General features: G+C 67.7%; 14 protein-coding genes and 2 pseudogenes. 4 read left to right on the top strand and 12 right to left on the bottom strand.

Annotated elements, in window-relative coordinates; all coding sequences use genetic code 11:
- Both EB75_RS11970 and yajC read right to left on the bottom strand, forming a co-directional pair.
- Positions 1-437: pseudogene (locus tag EB75_RS11970) on the bottom strand (protein translocase subunit SecD); the annotation flags it as partial.
- 65 nt (positions 438-502) lie between these two features.
- A complete protein-coding gene (gene yajC / locus EB75_RS11965) occupies positions 503-835 on the bottom strand; it encodes a preprotein translocase subunit YajC (protein ID WP_073695611.1) in 333 nt (110 codons plus the stop codon).
- Positions 836-1,134: 299 nt separating this feature from the next.
- Here yajC and EB75_RS11960 point away from each other — a divergent pair, with 299 nt between their 5' ends.
- Positions 1,135-2,217: a GGDEF domain-containing protein gene (locus EB75_RS11960; protein ID WP_083612184.1), complete on the top strand. Its 1,083-nt coding sequence runs from the start codon at positions 1,135-1,137 to the stop codon at positions 2,215-2,217.
- 12 nt (positions 2,218-2,229) lie between these two features.
- On the opposite strand, the gene EB75_RS11955 is transcribed toward EB75_RS11960, so the two are convergent.
- The 5 genes from EB75_RS11955 to ruvC are packed head-to-tail and all read right to left on the bottom strand — an operon-like array spanning position 2,230 to position 5,654.
- On the bottom strand, positions 2,230-3,021 hold the full coding sequence (locus tag EB75_RS11955; protein WP_286150158.1) for a lytic transglycosylase domain-containing protein: 792 nt from the start codon (positions 3,019-3,021) through the stop codon (positions 2,230-2,232).
- A gap of 35 nt (positions 3,022-3,056) precedes the next feature.
- A complete protein-coding gene (locus EB75_RS11950) occupies positions 3,057-3,443 on the bottom strand; it encodes a DUF1304 domain-containing protein (RefSeq protein WP_073695605.1) in 387 nt (128 codons plus the stop codon).
- Positions 3,444-3,448: 5 nt separating this feature from the next.
- Positions 3,449-4,516, bottom strand: coding sequence for a Holliday junction branch migration DNA helicase RuvB (gene ruvB, locus EB75_RS11945; protein ID WP_073695604.1), 1,068 nt, complete (start codon positions 4,514-4,516; stop codon positions 3,449-3,451).
- Positions 4,513-5,100, bottom strand: a complete 588-nt coding sequence (gene ruvA / locus EB75_RS11940) for a Holliday junction branch migration protein RuvA (protein WP_073695603.1) — start codon at positions 5,098-5,100, stop codon at positions 4,513-4,515. Before ruvA ends, ruvB begins: the two co-directional genes overlap by 4 nt.
- Entirely contained in the window at positions 5,097-5,654 is a 558-nt protein-coding gene (gene ruvC, locus EB75_RS11935) for a crossover junction endodeoxyribonuclease RuvC (RefSeq protein ID WP_073695602.1), read from the bottom strand. Before ruvC ends, ruvA begins: the two co-directional genes overlap by 4 nt.
- A gap of 175 nt (positions 5,655-5,829) precedes the next feature.
- On the opposite strand from ruvC, the gene EB75_RS11930 reads away from it, so the two are divergent.
- The gene (locus tag EB75_RS11930; RefSeq protein ID WP_168176031.1) at positions 5,830-7,263 is read left to right on the top strand and encodes an endonuclease/exonuclease/phosphatase family protein; all 1,434 of its coding nucleotides are present in this window, start codon (positions 5,830-5,832) and stop codon (positions 7,261-7,263) included.
- A 10-nt stretch (positions 7,264-7,273) separates the two neighbouring features.
- On the opposite strand, the gene EB75_RS11925 is transcribed toward EB75_RS11930, so the two are convergent.
- A complete protein-coding gene (locus tag EB75_RS11925) occupies positions 7,274-8,029 on the bottom strand; it encodes a YebC/PmpR family DNA-binding transcriptional regulator (RefSeq protein WP_020101773.1) in 756 nt (251 codons plus the stop codon).
- Positions 8,030-8,218: 189 nt separating this feature from the next.
- Between EB75_RS11925 and EB75_RS29585 the strand changes: the two genes are divergently transcribed.
- Positions 8,219-9,904 (top strand): hypothetical protein, encoded by a 1,686-nt coding sequence (locus tag EB75_RS29585; RefSeq protein WP_174557657.1) that lies wholly within the window; start codon positions 8,219-8,221, stop codon positions 9,902-9,904.
- On the opposite strand, the gene EB75_RS11915 is transcribed toward EB75_RS29585, so the two are convergent.
- Positions 9,894-11,780 (bottom strand): ArnT family glycosyltransferase, encoded by a 1,887-nt coding sequence (locus EB75_RS11915; RefSeq protein ID WP_502689364.1) that lies wholly within the window; start codon positions 11,778-11,780, stop codon positions 9,894-9,896. The genes EB75_RS29585 and EB75_RS11915 overlap by 11 nt on opposite strands.
- Before the next feature lie 93 nt (positions 11,781-11,873).
- Here EB75_RS11915 and EB75_RS30165 point away from each other — a divergent pair.
- Positions 11,874-12,806: pseudogene (locus EB75_RS30165) on the top strand (esterase/lipase family protein); the annotation flags it as partial.
- 354 nt (positions 12,807-13,160) lie between these two features.
- Here the strand turns inward: EB75_RS30165 and pdxT are convergent.
- The 3 genes from pdxT to pdxS are packed head-to-tail and all read right to left on the bottom strand — an operon-like array spanning position 13,161 to position 15,499.
- Positions 13,161-13,742, bottom strand: coding sequence for a pyridoxal 5'-phosphate synthase glutaminase subunit PdxT (gene pdxT / locus EB75_RS11905; RefSeq protein WP_073695597.1), 582 nt, complete (start codon positions 13,740-13,742; stop codon positions 13,161-13,163).
- Positions 13,739-14,584 (bottom strand): acyl-CoA thioesterase II, encoded by an 846-nt coding sequence (gene tesB, locus EB75_RS11900; RefSeq protein ID WP_020101777.1) that lies wholly within the window; start codon positions 14,582-14,584, stop codon positions 13,739-13,741. Before tesB ends, pdxT begins: the two co-directional genes overlap by 4 nt.
- A gap of 9 nt (positions 14,585-14,593) precedes the next feature.
- Positions 14,594-15,499, bottom strand: a complete 906-nt coding sequence (gene pdxS, locus EB75_RS11895) for a pyridoxal 5'-phosphate synthase lyase subunit PdxS (protein WP_020101778.1) — start codon at positions 15,497-15,499, stop codon at positions 14,594-14,596.
- Positions 15,500-15,532 lie beyond the last annotated feature (33 nt).

The following is a 15,532-nucleotide window of genomic DNA, read 5'->3' as shown; positions in this document are numbered from 1 at the left end:
AGCCCCTGAATGGTGGGAGCCGCGGGCGCGGCCGGCTTGGCAGGCTGCGCACCCTGTGCCGGGATCACGTGGACGACGGGCCGGATGTACAGCCGCGCGGTCTGGCCCAGGTTGCGGGCCTCGCTGCCATCCTGACCCGGCACGGTGATGATCAGGTTCGAACCGTCGATCACGACCTCAGAACCGGAGACACCGAGGCCGTTCACCCGGGCGCCGATGATCTCCTGGGCCTGGATCAGCGACTCGCGGGTGGGCGTCGAGCCGTCGGGGGTACGTGCAGTCAGGGTGACCCGGGTACCGCCCTGCAGGTCGATGCCCAGCTTGGGCTTGGCCTGCTTGTCGCCGGTGAGAAACACCAGAAGGTAGGCGCCGACGAGCAGCACCAGAAACAACGACAAATAGCGGTATGGGTGCACCGGCGCCGAAGACGATGCCACGGTTCTAGGGTCTCCTTGAGATCGGTACGTCAGCCCCGCAAAGGGTACGTGTTGGTGCGGGAATGTCAGCCTTCGGTCTTCGGCGCGCCTTCTTCGACGGCAGCCGAGGTCAATTCGTCGCCGGCCTCGGCCGCGTCCTCAGTGGCCTCGATGCGATCGCGCACGGCCAGCTTCATCCACGTGGTGACGACGCCGGGAGCGATCTCCAGGTCCACGTTGTCGTCGTCGATGCGGGTGATGGTGCCCAGCAGACCGGAGGTGGTGTGCACGCGATCGCCGACTGTCAGCGAATTGTGCAGGTCGATGGTGGCCTGCATCTGCTTCCTCTGGCGCCGCGACGCGAAGAACATGAAGGCACCCATGACCAGGAGCAGCGGCAGGAAGACAACCAAATCCATGACAGCGAAAATCTTTCGTTCTGTTGAGTCTGCGAACAGGCACGCGAGCCGGACCAGCCGATCGCCGTGCCGCGGTACTGACCAGTGTGCCATCACGGGCGTCAGCGCCCACAACCGGCGCGAGCCCCATCCGGGGGCCGTGCCGCGGCGGGGCAGCCGGGCCCGATGCCGACAAGTGGCTGGCAATCATCCGAACGTATGAAAATGTGCCGAAATAATGGGATTACGCTGACTTTTGGCGACCAGCAGTTAATTGTGAGCTAAGTTCTTTCCTGAGCGCTCAGGGGAGGACGGGACCTTTGATCTGGCAGCGGATTCGGCGATGGTGGCACAGGCCCGACCATTACGAGTGGCTGTCGGAGTATCTGGAGAACCGCGGCCTGCAGCCCTATACCCGGATCGGCATCGGACTGATCGTGCTCGGGGGCGGCGCGACCGGGCTCACCACGATCTGGAGCCCCACAGGTCCGACGAGTGACGCCGCCGTTGCCATCCCGATCCTCGCCGCAGTCATCACCACGCTGTGCTCGCTCGTCTGGCTCACGCACTGGCCACGGCGCAACGTATCCACCGTGCTGGTCGTCCTGCTCGACTTCTGCGTCACCAGCGTCTGTCTGGTCCAGCGGGATCCCGAGGCGGGCGCCCTCGGGGGCTTCGTCTTCGCCTGCCTGGCCGGCTATGTGGCGTTCTTCCACACCCCGAAATATCTGGCGTCGGTGGCCCTGACGGCGGTGGTGGCCGCGGGCATCTGCGGCGTGCGACTGGCGGAGCTGGGTAATCCGCAATTGGCCGTCGCCATGTTCCTCGGGCTGTCGGCCAACACGCTGATTCTCCCGATCGCCGTCCATGTGCTGGTGGTGATGTTGGGCAGCGACTCTGTGGTGGCGCATCTCGATCCGTTGACCCGGCTGCCCAACCGCCGAGGTTTCGAACATGAGATGCAGCCGATGCTGACCGATCCCCGGGAGAACGCGGAGACCAGCGTCATCTTCATCGACCTCGACAACTTCAAACGCGTCAACGACACTCTCGGGCACGCCGCGGGCGACCGGGTGCTGATGGGCGTCGCCGAGATCATCATGGAAGCGCTCCCCGATGATGCGGTGGCCGCCCGGATCGGTGGCGAAGAGTTCGTCGTCGCGGTCCGTGGCCGTCATCGCGATGCGCTCCGGTTCGCCGAACAGGTACGCCGGGATGTTGCCGCGAAACCCTGGAGCACGACGGCCAGCGTCGGCATCGCGCAGGCACCGCCCGGTTCACCACTGCTGATCGACGGATTACTGGCAGCCGCGGACCTGGCGATGTACTCAGCCAAACGCGCCGGCGGGAATCAGGTCACCACTGTCTCGACGGCATGCCAGGTAGATCTGACTGCTTCCTGATCGGCCGGGCGGCTACTGAGGATGGGACGCCAGGTACTCGGCGGCCGGGACAGGACTCGACGCGGAGTATCCGGTGGGCAGCACGAGGTCCCCGACCGTGGTCCGGTAGTACACCTGCCATTGGTAGTAGCCCGCGAATGCGGCGGGATCGGCGGCCAGGACCGCCGCGTAGTCGTCAACCGCACGGACGTAGGCGCCGGAATGGTTGTAGTGGTGCAGGGCCCCGTCGGGGTCCGCGGCGAAACCGTTGGCGGCCAGGTAGCGGCCGGCCGCCAGGATGGAGTCGCGGGGTGAGCGGATGTCGCCGGAGCCGTAGGCGGCGAACGTCGACGGCAGGAACTGCATGGGCCCCTGCGCCCCGGCCGAACTGTCGCCGTTGATCCGGCCGAACCGCGACTCGACGAGGTTGATGGCCGCCAGGTAGGTCCAGTCGACCCCGGAAGCCGCCTGGGCCTCGCGGTAGTAGCCGAGCAGCTCGTCGGCGGGCGCCGGCGGTTGGATGGTCCACGGCGGGACGGTGTCGCGCGGCGGCGTCATCCCGAACAGCTGACGGCCGGCATCGACGTTGTGGTTGTAGGCCGCGGCCAGGGCGGGCGGGATGCGCGGCGCGATGAGCGCGTCCCATTCCGGATGCCGGGCGATGTCGCGGTACGCCGCCTGCTGCCGGTGCGCGGCAGCGATCAGCGCCGGTTCCGGCGCCGCGGGATCACGCACCGTCTGCTCATCGGCGACGAGCGCCTCGGCGAGCTGCGCCGGGTCCGGGCCGGGGTCGGCAGCCGCTGTGCCGCACCCCGTGACTGCCAGGACGACGGCAGCAACGACGGTCGCGCAGCGGCGGATCACCTGACAACCACGATCACCAGCAGCACGACAGCGATGGCCGGAAAGATGCCCTGGGTGATGGCCGCGCGCGCCTTGTCCGGGGACGAGACCAGCAGCACCAACGCGGCGGCCAGCATCGAACCGACCCCGGCGAAGATTAGCGCGACACCAATTCCGCAGTGGCCCAACGCAATTGCGCCGATGCCGATCGCGGTGACGATGGCGAGGAACAGGTTGTAGAAGCCCTGGTTGAAGGCCAGCTCCTTGGTGTCCACCGCCTGCTGTTCAGTGAGCCCGAAGGTGGCCCTGGTCCGCGGCGAGGTCCAGGTGAGCGACTCCATCACGAAGATGTACACGTGCAGCAGCGCGGCCAGGCCGGCAACGATCAACCCTGCAGTCAGCATGGGTTCTATTCAAACAGCCCGGCCTGCCCAAGTCCGTTTATCGGTGGTTGCAGACCCAGATGCGTCCACGCCTGGGGTGTCGCCACGCGTCCCCGCGGGGTCCGGGCGATCATGCCCGCCCGCACCAGGAACGGCTCACACACCTCCTCGACGGTGGTGGCTTCCTCCCCGACCGCGACGGCCAGCGTCGAGACGCCGACCGGACCGCCCCCGAAACTCTTCGTCAGTGCGGTCAACACGGCCCGGTCCAGGCGATCCAGGCCGAGTTCGTCGACGTCGTAGACCGCCAGCGCCGCCTTGGCGACGTCGCGGGTGATGACACCGTCAGCGCGCACCTCGGCATAGTCACGCACCCGGCGCAGCAGCCGGTTCGCGATCCGTGGCGTGCCACGGGACCGCCGCGCCACCTCGGCGCCGGCCTCGGCGCCCAGTTCGATGCCCAGGATGCCCGCCGAGCGCGCCAGTACCCGCTCGAGCTCGGGCGGCTCGTAGAAATCCATGTGCGCGGTGAAACCGAACCGGTCGCGCAGCGGGCCGGTCAACGCACCCGAGCGGGTTGTCGCACCGACCAGGGTGAACGGCGCGACCTCCAGCGGAATCGATGTCGCCCCGGGACCCTTGCCGACCACCACGTCGACCCGGAAGTCCTCCATGGCGAGGTACAGCATCTCCTCGGCGGGCCGGGCGATGCGGTGGATCTCGTCGATGAACAGGACGTCGCCCTCGACGAGGTTGCTGAGCATGGCCGCCAGGTCGCCGGCCCGCTCGAGAGCGGGGCCGGAGGTGACGCGCAGCGACGAGCCCAACTCGGCGGCGATGATCATGGCCAGCGAGGTCTTGCCGAGGCCGGGCGGTCCCGACAGCAGGATGTGGTCGGGTGTCCCACCGCGGTTCTTGGCGCCCTCGAGCACCAGTTGCAGCTGTTCGCGCACCCGGGGCTGGCCGATGAACTCGCGCAGCGACTTGGGCCGCAGGCTGGCGTCGACGTCGCCCTCGCCGACGGTCAGCGCGGGTGTGACCTCGCGGACGTCGGGCGCCGCGCCCTCTACACCCTCGTCTTCGAACCGGCTCACTTCTTACCCAACATCGACAGGGCCGCCCGCAGTGCGGTGGCGGTGTTGGCCTCGGGGTCGTTGGCAAGCACCTTGTCGGTGGCCTCCTCGGCCTGCTTGGCCGGAAAACCAAGTCCGATAAGGGCTTCCACCACGGGCCCGCGGATCGAATGCCCTCCGGCGACACCAGTGCCGCCACCGACCGTCGCACCGATCTTGTCGCGCAATTCGAGGACCATGCGTTCGGCACCGCGCTTGCCGATGCCGGGCACCCGGGTCAGCGCGGTGACGTCACCGTCGGCCAGGGCTTGCCGGAGCGCCGGGGCGTCATAGACGGCGAGGGTCGCCAGCGCGATCTTGGGGCCGACGCCGGACACCCCGAGCAGGACGTTGAACAGGTCGCGGGCATCGGAGTCGGCGAAGCCGTACAGCGTCTGGGAATCCTCGCGGACGATCATCGCGGTGATCAGTCGCGACTCGGTGCCGCGGCGCAGCGTGGACAACGTGGCGGGCGTGGCCATGATCTTGTAGCCGACCCCGGCGGCCTCGATCACCGCGTGATCGAGGGCGATGTCGATGACCTCGCCACGGACCGATGCGATCATGCGCGTGCCGCCTTCACTTTCGCTGCGTACTGCTTCTTGAACTCCGCCGCTTTCGCCTCTGCCTCGGCCATCCGGGCGATCATGGGCGCCCGCCAGCAGTGGCAGATGGCCAGTGCCAGGGCGTCGGCGGCGTCGGCAGGGGTCGGCTTCTGTTGCAGCCCAAGAATTTTGGTGACCATGGTGGTGACCTGCGCCTTGTCCGCGCGACCGTTGCCGGTGACCGCGGCCTTCACCTCACTGGGTGTGTGGAAGTGCACGTCGATCCCCCGCCGTGCCGCGGCCAGGGCGATCACCCCTCCGGCCTGCGCCGTTCCCATGGCGGTGTTGGCGTTCTGGTTGGCGAACACCCGCTCGATGGCGATGACGTCGGGGCGGTGGGTGTCCATCCAGTGTTCGACGGTGTCACTGATGGTCAGCAGCCGCCGGTGCAACTCGACATCGGACGGGGTGCGCACCACATCGACATCGAGCGCCGTGACCTTGCGCCCTGTGCCGCCCTCGATCATCGAGAGGCCACAGCGCGTCAGACCGGGGTCGACGCCCATCACCCGCACACCAAGCTCCTTCGACAGAACATTTGTGCGAAAGCCTAACCGGAGCCGCCGACAAGTTCGGTGACGACACGGGCGCCGCGCAGCGAATTCAAAGTTCAGTGGTCGACTACTGAACTGATCGGCAGCCGATGAACCAACAATGTGAGCCACGGGGACCGAACCAGCGGAGGCCATGATGCAACCGTTCGTCATTTCAGGGATCGGCCGGGTCGGCGCGCTCGCCGTGGCACTCGGAGTCGGGGCGTTCATTGCCACGAATCCAGCGATTGCATCCGCCGACGCATCTGCCGGAACCACCGGATCGAGCGAACAGTCGATCACCCATACGAACCCCCGGCCGAAGACGGCACACCGTCCCGTCATCCGATTCCCGGCCACCGCCAAGCCTGTCGTCAAGCCGGCCAAGGTAACTCCCGCACCGCGGTCACCATTCGCACCGATCGCGCACTGGGTGGTGCTGGCCTGGGCCCGACGCGAATTCGAGCACGCCCTCGGCGTGCACATACCCGCGCCCAGCCGGCAGCTCGCCACCGCCACCCAAGGCACCGGTGCCCCATTCACCGTGATGACCCAGAATCTCTACGTCGGCGGGGACGTGGGCCCGACCATGCGGGCTTCAACGGCTCAGCAGTCCTACCAGGCGAACACCCAGCTGTGGAACAGCGTGGTAGCCACCGATTTCCCGACCCGATCCAAAGCCCTGGCCAACCAGATCGGGCAGACCGATCCGGTCATCATCGGGTTGCAGGAGGCCACAGTGTGGCGCGATCAGCAGGTCAGCGACCGCGTAACGGGGACGACGACCCCGAACGCCGACCACGTGGTGTACGACCAGGTCACGCTCCTGCAGGCGGACCTGGCCGCCGGTGGCACCCCCTATGTCGTGGCCGCCCATCACACGACCTCCGACATCGAAGGCGCCCGGATCAATCCGGATTCACCCAACGGCTACACCGACATCCGACGAACCAGCAGCGACGTGATCCTCGTGCGCGCCGACCAAGCGGACAGGATCAGCAACCCGCAAAGTGGCCAGTACCTGGCCAAGTCGATTGCGTTCTCGCCCAACGGAGTACGGATGATCGACCGGAGCTGGGCAGCGGTGGACTACCGCGTCGACGACACCCACACGGTCCGCGTCTTCTCCACCCACCTCGAGCCGATCGTCACACCGCTGTCGCTACCGGCGCAGACACTGCAGGCTGTCGAGCTCCTGTTGCGGGTCTATGCGAGCCCGCACTCCGTGGTGGTCATGGGCGATCTGAACTCCCCTGACAACATCCCGCTGACGCCGGCCTATTGGATTCTGCGTGCCGGACTGGGCGATGCGTGGTGGTCGACCCACCCGTTGGACTTCAGGGGGTCGTGCTGCCAGGCCCCGTTGCTGGACAACCCGAAGTCGTCGACGCTGCTGCGGCTCGACCACGTCCTCGTCCGCGGAGTGACAGCCGACTCGGCCGCGCTCACCGGCACCGAACCGTTCCGGCAGTCCCCGCCGCCCCTGTGGGCATCGGATCACTACGGCGTCGCATCGACACTGCACGTGACGGGTGGTCCGCCGTGGCTCTGGCTGGCGCGCCTCGTGCCGTTCGTCGGCCCTCTGGTCTAGCCCGCGGGTGCTATTCCTCGTCGAGCTGCGCGGCGACGTCGTCCGGGATCTCGACGTTGGTGTAGACGTTCTGCACGTCGTCGCTGTCCTCGAGCGCGTCGACCAGCTTGAACACCTTGCGGGCGCCTTCGAGGTCGACCTCGACCGACACCGACGACTGGAAACCCGACTCGGCCGAGTCGTAGTCGATGCCGGCATCCTGCAGCGCGGTGCGCACCGCGACCAGGTCGGTCGGCTCGCAGATGACCTCGAAGGAGTCGCCGAGGTCGTTGACCTCTTCGGCGCCGGCGTCCAGAACCGCCATCAGGACGTCGTCCTCGGTCTGGCCGTTCTTCTCCAGCGTGATGATGCCCTTGCGGGAGAACAGGTAGGCCACCGAACCCGGGTCGGCCATGTTGCCGCCGTTGCGGGTCATCGCGACGCGCACCTCGCCGGCGGCACGGTTGCGGTTGTCGGTCAGACACTCGATGAGCACCGCGACACCGTTGGGGCCATAGCCCTCATACATGATGGTCTGCCAGTCGGCGCCGCCGGCTTCTTCACCGCCGCCACGCTTGCGGGCCCGCTCGATGTTGTCGTTGGGAACCGAGCTCTTCTTGGCCTTCTGGATGGCGTCGTAGAGGGTCGGGTTACCACCCGGGTCGCCACCGCCGACGCGGGCCGCGACCTCGATGTTCTTGATCAGCTTGGCGAACATCTTGCCGCGCTTGGCGTCGATGACGGCCTTCTTGTGCTTGGTTGTCGCCCACTTGGAATGGCCGCTCATGCGTGTACGCCCTCTTTCTGGTGAAACTTCGACTGACCAGTTTACGTGGGCCCTCCGTCGGCCCTGACCCCGCCACGAATGTGCCACCGCTGGGCGCTGCGCACGCGAATTTTCATCCGAACGACCGACATCACTTGGGCGTTGCAGCGCCGCGGGCGGCGCTAAGTTACGCAGGTGCCGGACGGTTCGATGAATCCACCACCCAACTGGCAGGGCTGGCAAACACCGCCCGGCTGGGATCCGCGGGCCCTGGAGGTCGATCCCGGGGCGCCGAAACCGCGCCGCGCACTCCCGTGGATTGTCGGCGGGGTAGTGCTTGCCGTCGCCCTGGTTGCCACCATCGTCACGATCGTCACGGTCCGGCACGGCAACACGAGCAACGACCCCGAGGTGACCGTGCTGCGGCCGGTCGACGCGCAAGGGAACGTGCAGAGTGGCTGGCAGGTGAATACCCAGTCCCGCGACAACTCGCCGATCGACTGTTCGTTCGGCAGTCCGTCCCCCTATGACGTGGGCAGTTCGGTGCGGTTCTGTGGTGGGACGGCTGATTCCGCCGACGCCTGCTGGCCGGCCGCCGACAGCAGCCATGTGTTGTGCGTACGGGACGCGTTCCGCAAAGTCGTCGACCGGGTGCCTGCCGCAGGCTTGAGCAGTCCGCGCCACGCTCCGGAACGCCCGTACTCCCCCTTTGGTCTGATTCTCGACAACGGACTGCATTGCCAGGCGAGGATCGGCGGCGCGTGGAGTAGTCCGGTGGAACATCCCGACTGGGTCGGCTACTACTGGTGCGACTCGGAAGGACTCGCCGACCCGCTGGCCATATGGGCGCCGCGGTCCGACGCGCCCGGAGGAACCCCGGCCGGCATCACCAAGAACAAGGATGGCTGGTCCGTCACGGTCGGCCCCGCCAACGGCCATCTGACCTCACAACGCGTCGCGCAGGTCTATTACGTCGGTCTCGCCGGCGACAGTGACGAGTTCAGCAAGTCGCAGGACTCGGGTTCGGGCGGGACCAAACTGGTCACCAAATGCGGTCGCACACCGGAATTCAAGCCGGAGTCGATCCGCACCGACTCCGGGGCGCTGGTCATCCGCATGAAGATCGTCGCGCACTGCCCCGGCGGAGATGTGCTGTCCTCCCCCACAACTCGCGTCACCGTCACCTCCGGCGGGGCCAATATCGCCGCGGGCACCTTCGACCTGTCCGCCACGCCCATCGTGGTGGCGCCGAACGGCAGCGGCAGCTCGGACGACCCCGAGGTGACCCACGATTTCCGGTTCCCGGTCGGATCCTTCTGGCGCATACCGGTTTCCACCTCGGCGGCACCGACGGGCGGCGCGACGCAACAGGGCGCCGTCGACCTCGACGTCACCACTCTGGTCGTCGCGTGCGATCAGGACGGGTCGGGCAAGTCGAGCGCGCAGGCTTCCGACGGATCGTCGTCGAGCACCGCCACCGGGCCTGCCGCGCCGGCCTCCGGCGATGACGAGTCGGCGAGCTTCGATGCGCTCCGCGCGCTCGCCAACTCCGACAAGCCTTTCGTGACAAGTCAATTGGCCGACCGTTGGGTGCCACAGCTCAGCAGCAAGCGCCCCGGTTTGGTCGCTGAGGGCATGACCTGGAACAACGCCGCAACGCTCCGGGAGCACCTGAAGCTCCGGTTGGACTACCCGGAAGTGCGGCTGCTCTGGTCCGGCGACTGGTCGACCTTCTCGGCACCGAACTTCTGGATCACCATCGCCGGAGTCACCTTCGGCGACGCGGACGGCGCCCTGTCGTGGTGCCGCAGCCACAATCTGGATCGCGACCACTGCTACGCCAAGCTGGTCAGCACCACACACCCCGTCGAGGGCAGTACGGCGTTCAATCCTTAGGTGACGGCTGCGTCAGGTCGTAGACGGTGTCGGACCCGACCTTGCGCGGCGTGAAATTGGCGCTCACCCAGTCCGCGATGTCGCTGTGCGCCTCGGCGCCCCAGTAGCCCTTGTTGTCAGAGACGATGTAGTACGCCACCTCGTGGCCGGCCACGTAGGACTGGAACTGCTGCAACGTCGGCGCCGGATCGCTGCCGCCGAACCCGCCGATCGCGATGACGGGCGTGCGGGTGGCCAGTTCCAGGCCGGCGGCCGGCGACGACCGGTCGATGGCCGCGGACCACTTGGTGGTGGTGGCCTTGAGCAGCGCGTTCAGTCGGGGATTGTCGTCGCGCTGGCCGAAGCCGCCGTGGCCCTTGTCGTCCTTGTCCGCGGGGCCGACGGACGGGCCGCCACCGACGTGCGGCTGGCCGAACGTCGCGAGCGAGTAGGCCACCGATCCCCCGACCGCGCCGAACATCGCCAGGCTCAGCGCCAGTGCCGCGATGCGCCTGCGGTTGCGGTCGGACCAGATGAGAGCCGCGGCCCCGACGACAGCGGCGCCGAGGAGCACCCAGCGCAGCGCCGGCAGCCAGCCGGCGTTGCGGCCGAGGATCACGAAGCCCCACACGCCGCTGCCCAAAAGCACTGTCGCCAAACCGAACCGGTGGAATCGCGAGTCCCGGCGACGCCAGAACTCGACGACGAACATCGCGAACATCGCGGCCATGGCCGGGGCCAGCGCGAGGCAGTAATACGGGTGCACGTTGGTCTTCATGAAACTCAGCACCAGGCCCACGCTCACCAGCCAGCCGCCGAACAGGATGGCGCCGGCGCGGACCAGATCGGTGCGGGGCGCCCGCCCCCGCGAGACGAGCACCAGCACGGTGGCCAGCAGCGCCGCCGGCACCAGCCAGCCGATCTCGAAGCCGAATTCGCCGGTGAACAAGCGGGGCAGCCCTTGTACCTGATCACCGAAGCCGCCGTGATGCCCTGCCGTTTTCATCGCCTCACCGGCCGCATGCCCGGCGTGCTCGCCGGTCAGGGTGTGCACCATCGACGGCTTGTCGGGGTCACTCTTGCCCATGTGGTTCTTGCCGAGCACCCGGCCAAAGCCGTTGTAGCCCAACACCAGATTCATGAAGCTGTTGTCGGTCGAGCCGGCCAGGTACGGCCGTGAGGACGCCGGCCACAGGATGGTCAGCACCACGAACCACCCCGCGGAGACCAGCAGCGCGCCGAGCGCGCCGAGCAGGTGCCACAGCCGGCTGCGCAGCGCGACGGGCGCGGCGACGAGATACGTCAGGCCCAGGGCCGGCATCACCATCAGACCCTCGAGCATTTTGGCCAGGAACGCGAATCCCAGTGCGACACCGGCCAATGCCATCCATTTGGCGCCCTTGTCGTTCAGCGCGCGGACGGTGAAGTAGGCCGCCAGCGTCATCAGCAGCACCATGGCCGCGTCGGGGTTGTTGAAGCGGAACATCATGGCGGACACCGGTGTCAGCGCAAGCACCGCACCGGCGAGCAGGCCGGCTTGTGGACCACTGATCCGTCGTACCGCGGCGTAGAGCAGCCAGACCGAGCCGACGGCCATCAACGCCTCGGGGATCAGCATGCTCGCGCTGCTGAAGCCGAAAATCTGGCCGGACAAGGCCATCACCCACTGCGACAGCGGCGGTTTGTCGACGGTGATGACGTTGTTCGGGTCGATGGACCCGAACAGCAGCGCCTCCCAGTTGCGCGAGCCGGCCCACACCGCGGCGGCGTAGAACTGGTTGCCCATGCCGTTGACCGTGATGTTCCACAGGTAGCCGACCGCGGTGACCGTCAGCAGCAGGGCCAGCGCCACGCGCTCGCGGGTCTTGGTGGTTGCCGTGATTTCCGGCTCGGCCATCGGGGCGTCCAGGACGGCGGCGGATGTCGTAGTCACCCGACCATTAAGGCAGCCCCAGCTATGGCCTGGCTGTGAAGCGGGCGAGCCGCCGCTATGACGTGGACATGCGATGAAACTGCTCACAATCAGCGGATCCACAGGAGACAATCCAGTGAACAGTCGTACACTCAACTCATGGACGACCCCCTCGCCAGCGAAGCCGCGGATCTTACCGAGCTCGGCCTCAACGAGCTCGGCACCGCCGTCGACGGCATCCACAAGGTGCAGCGCGCCATCTCTGAGCGGGTGTTCCGGCTGGTGGGCCTCGGAGTCGGCCCCGCCGCCAAGCCCGTGAAGGTCGTGTATGACGCCATCACCGACGGCGTCTACTCCACCATCAGTCACGTCGCGACAACCGCCGCGCCCATCGCCGGCAAGGCGGTGCACGACCAGACTGCCGGCAAGCTGTCCGACCAGGCCGGCGGTGCCCGAGTGCTCGCGGTGCTGCAGGGGTTGATCGGCGACAAGCTCCACGAGCAGGGTTCGGTGCTGGCGACTACGATGTCGGTGCGCGTCGACGGCCGGCCGGTGGACCTCGACACCGACAGCCTGCGGGCTGCCTACCCGGCCGCCACGGGCGACGTCGTGGTGTTCGTCCACGGCTTGATCGAGACCGAGGCCTTCTGGGCGCTCGGCAAACGGCCCACCTACGGCCAGCGGCTCGGCGCCGACATCGGCATCACCGGCGTCGAGATCCGCTACAACACCGGCCTGCACATCTCCGACAACGGCCTGCTCCTCTCCGAACTGCTGGACCAATTGGTATCCGCCTGGCCGGTGCCGGTCACGTCGGTCTCGCTGGTCGGCCATTCGATGGGCGGACTGGTGATCCGGTCAGCGTGCGCGGTGCCCGGCAGGTCATGGTTGGACCGGGTGCGCACCGTCGTCACGCTGGGCACGCCACACACCGGCGCACCGCTGGAGAAGGTCGTGCACTACGGGTCGGCCGCGCTCAGCGCGCTGCCCGAGACGCGCCCGTTCGGCAGCCTGCTGCGCCGGCGCAGCACCGGGATTCGCGACCTGCGCTTCGGCTCACTCGACGAACGCGACTGGCGCGACCGGGAGCCCGATGCCCTGCGCGCGGAGCCGCCGATCGACGTGCCGTTGCTCGCTGGGGTGTCGTACTACTGCGTCACCGCGACAATCGCCCGCACGCCGGCCAACCCGATCGGCTGGGTACTCGGCGACGGGCTGGTACAGGTGCGCAGCGCGCAGGGCCGAAGCCGCAAGCGCGACATGGGCTTTGACCGCGGCAATCGCCTGCACCTGCCGGAGGCCCACCACTTCACGCTGCTCAACGATGAGCGGATCTACGCGCGTCTGCGCGTCTGGTTGTCGCGATCAGAGGGAGTCGACGAAGAGCTTGTGGACGCGCCGGTCGCCGGTGACCTCGGGGTGGAACGACGTGGCGAGCATGCGGCCCTGACGGACGGCGACGGGATGTCCGGCCGCGTTGGCCAGCACCTCGACGTCGGGCCCGACGCGCTCGACCCAGGGCGCCCGGATGAACACCGCGTGCACGGGATCGTCGAGACCGACGAAATCGAGGTCGTCTTCGAACGAGTCGATCTGACGACCGAAAGCGTTGCGCCGCACCGTCATATCGATCCCGCGTAGCGGTAGCGCCTCGCGGCCCGGCACGCCCGCGTCGTTGATCTCGGTGGCGAGCAGGATCATGCCGGCGCACGATCCGTAGCACGGCATGCCCGCCGCCAGGCGGTCACGCAGCGGCTCCAGTAGCTCGAGCTCGCGCAGCAGGTGGCTCATCGCGGTGGATTCACCGCCCGGGATCACCAGGGCGTCAACGGCATTCAGCTCCGTGAGGCGCCGGACCGTCGACACCTCGGCGCCCGCCTCGCGCAGGGCGGCCAGATGCTCTCGGGTGTCCCCCTGCAGCGCGAGGACACCGACGTGCGGGCTCACTCCGCCGGCGGGACGAAGCCGCGGTTGTAGCGGGTCAGCCCCTCCTGCATCACAGCGGCTACCATCTCGCCGTACTGGTTGAAGATCTTGCCTTGCGTCAGCGCCCGGCCCCCGGTTGCCGACGGCGACGACTGGTCGTACAACAGCCATTCGTCGGCCCGGAACGGCCGCATGAACCACATCGCGTGGTCCAGCGAGGCGATGTTCATATGTTTGCGTACCTCAAGGTGATTCACCTGCGCCGAGCCCAACAGGGTCAGGTCGCTCATGTAGGCCAGGGCGCAGATGTGCAGGACGTGGTCGTCGGGCAGTGGGTCGCGGTGCCGGAACCACACCTGCTGCTGCGACGCCTTGCCGGGCACCCGGGCCACCTGGTCGCGCGGCACGATGCGCACGTCCCACTCGGCGAACTGGGCGAAGCCGGCGTCGTCGAACGCTCCGGCGGACCGGAAGCCCTTCGACAGGTCGGGCGGCGGCGGCACCGGCATGGCGTCCTGGTGCTCGATGCCCGTCTGGTCGGTCTGGAACGACGCCGACATCGAGAAGATGGTCTCGCCGTGCTGGATGGCGCTCACGCGGCGGGTGCAGAACGACCCACCGTCGCGAATGCGCTCCACCATGTACACCGTCGGTGCGCGGGCGTCACCGGGACGCAGGAAGTACCCGTGCAGCGAGTGCACCTGGTACTTCGGCTCCACGGTGCGCACCGCCGATACCAACGACTGACCGGCTACGTGGCCACCGAAAGTGCGCTGCAGGAAGCCCGATTCCGGGCTGAAAACACTGCCGCGGTAGATGTTGACCTCGAGTTGCTCGAGGTCGAGTATCTGCTCGATTGCCACGGGTTGGTTTTACCAGCCCCGCTCGGCGAGCCGATGAGGCTCCGGCACATCCTCCACGTTGATGCCGACCATGGCCTCACCCAGACCGCGCGACACCTTGGCCAGCGTGTCGGGGTCGTCGTAGAACGTCGTGGCCTTGACGATGGCCGCGGCGCGGGCCGCCGGGTCACCGGACTTGAAGATGCCCGAGCCGACGAACACACCCTCGGCGCCCAGCTGCATCATCATCGCGGCGTCGGCCGGGGTGGCGATGCCACCGGCGGTGAACAGCGTCACGGGCAGCTTGCCGGCCCGTGCGACCTCGACCACCAGCTCGTACGGCGCCTGCAATTCCTTTGCGGCAACGTACAGTTCGTCCTCCGACAGCGACGTCAGCCGACGGATCTCGCCGCCGATCTTGCGCATGTGGGTGGTGGCGTTGGAGACGTCCCCGGTGCCGGCCTCACCCTTGGAGCGGATCATCGCCGCGCCCTCGTTGATCCGGCGCAGGGCCTCACCCAGGTTGGTGGCGCCGCACACGAACGGCACGGTGAACTTCCACTTGTCGATGTGGTGGGTGTAGTCGGCCGGGGTCAGCACCTCGGACTCGTCGATGTAGTCCACGCCGAGGCTCTGCAGAATCTGCGCCTCGACGAAGTGGCCGATACGGGCCTTGGCCATCACCGGGATGGTGACGGCGTCGATGATGCCCTCGATCATGTCCGGGTCGCTCATCCGCGAGACGCCGCCCTGCGCGCGGATATCGGCGGGAACGCGCTCGAGCGCCATGACGGCGACGGCGCCTGAGCCTTCGGCGATGCGCGCCTGCTCGGGTGTTACGACGTCCATGATGACGCCGCCCTTCAGCATCTCGGCCATGCCGCGCTTGACCCGGGCGGTGCCCGTCTGACCGCTGTTATCCGCTGCGGTATCCACTGCAATCTCCCTCAAGAATTTGGTACCCGCCAA

The organism is Mycobacterium sp. ST-F2 (assembly GCF_001905655.1).
Taxonomy (GTDB): Bacteria; Actinomycetota; Actinomycetes; order Mycobacteriales; family Mycobacteriaceae; genus Mycobacterium.
This window is presented reverse-complemented; position numbering and strand designations above follow the sequence as displayed.

Bases quoted from the DNA above. Each gene is read 5' to 3' on its own strand.
- yajC (WP_073695611.1), bottom strand. From the start codon at position 835: ATGGATTTGGTTGTCTTCCTGCCGCTGCTCCTGGTCATGGGTGCCTTC.
- EB75_RS11950 (WP_073695605.1), bottom strand. From the start codon at position 3,443: ATGCTGACTGCAGGGTTGATCGTTGCCGGCCTGGCCGCGCTGCTGCAC.
- ruvA (WP_073695603.1), bottom strand. From the start codon at position 5,100: ATGATCGCATCGGTCCGTGGCGAGGTCATCGACATCGCCCTCGATCAC.
- EB75_RS11930 (WP_168176031.1), top strand. From the start codon at position 5,830: ATGCAACCGTTCGTCATTTCAGGGATCGGCCGGGTCGGCGCGCTCGCC.
- EB75_RS11925 (WP_020101773.1), bottom strand. From the start codon at position 8,029: ATGAGCGGCCATTCCAAGTGGGCGACAACCAAGCACAAGAAGGCCGTC.
- EB75_RS29585 (WP_174557657.1), top strand. From the start codon at position 8,219: ATGAATCCACCACCCAACTGGCAGGGCTGGCAAACACCGCCCGGCTGG.
- EB75_RS11915 (WP_502689364.1), bottom strand. From the start codon at position 11,780: ATGGCCGAGCCGGAAATCACGGCAACCACCAAGACCCGCGAGCGCGTG.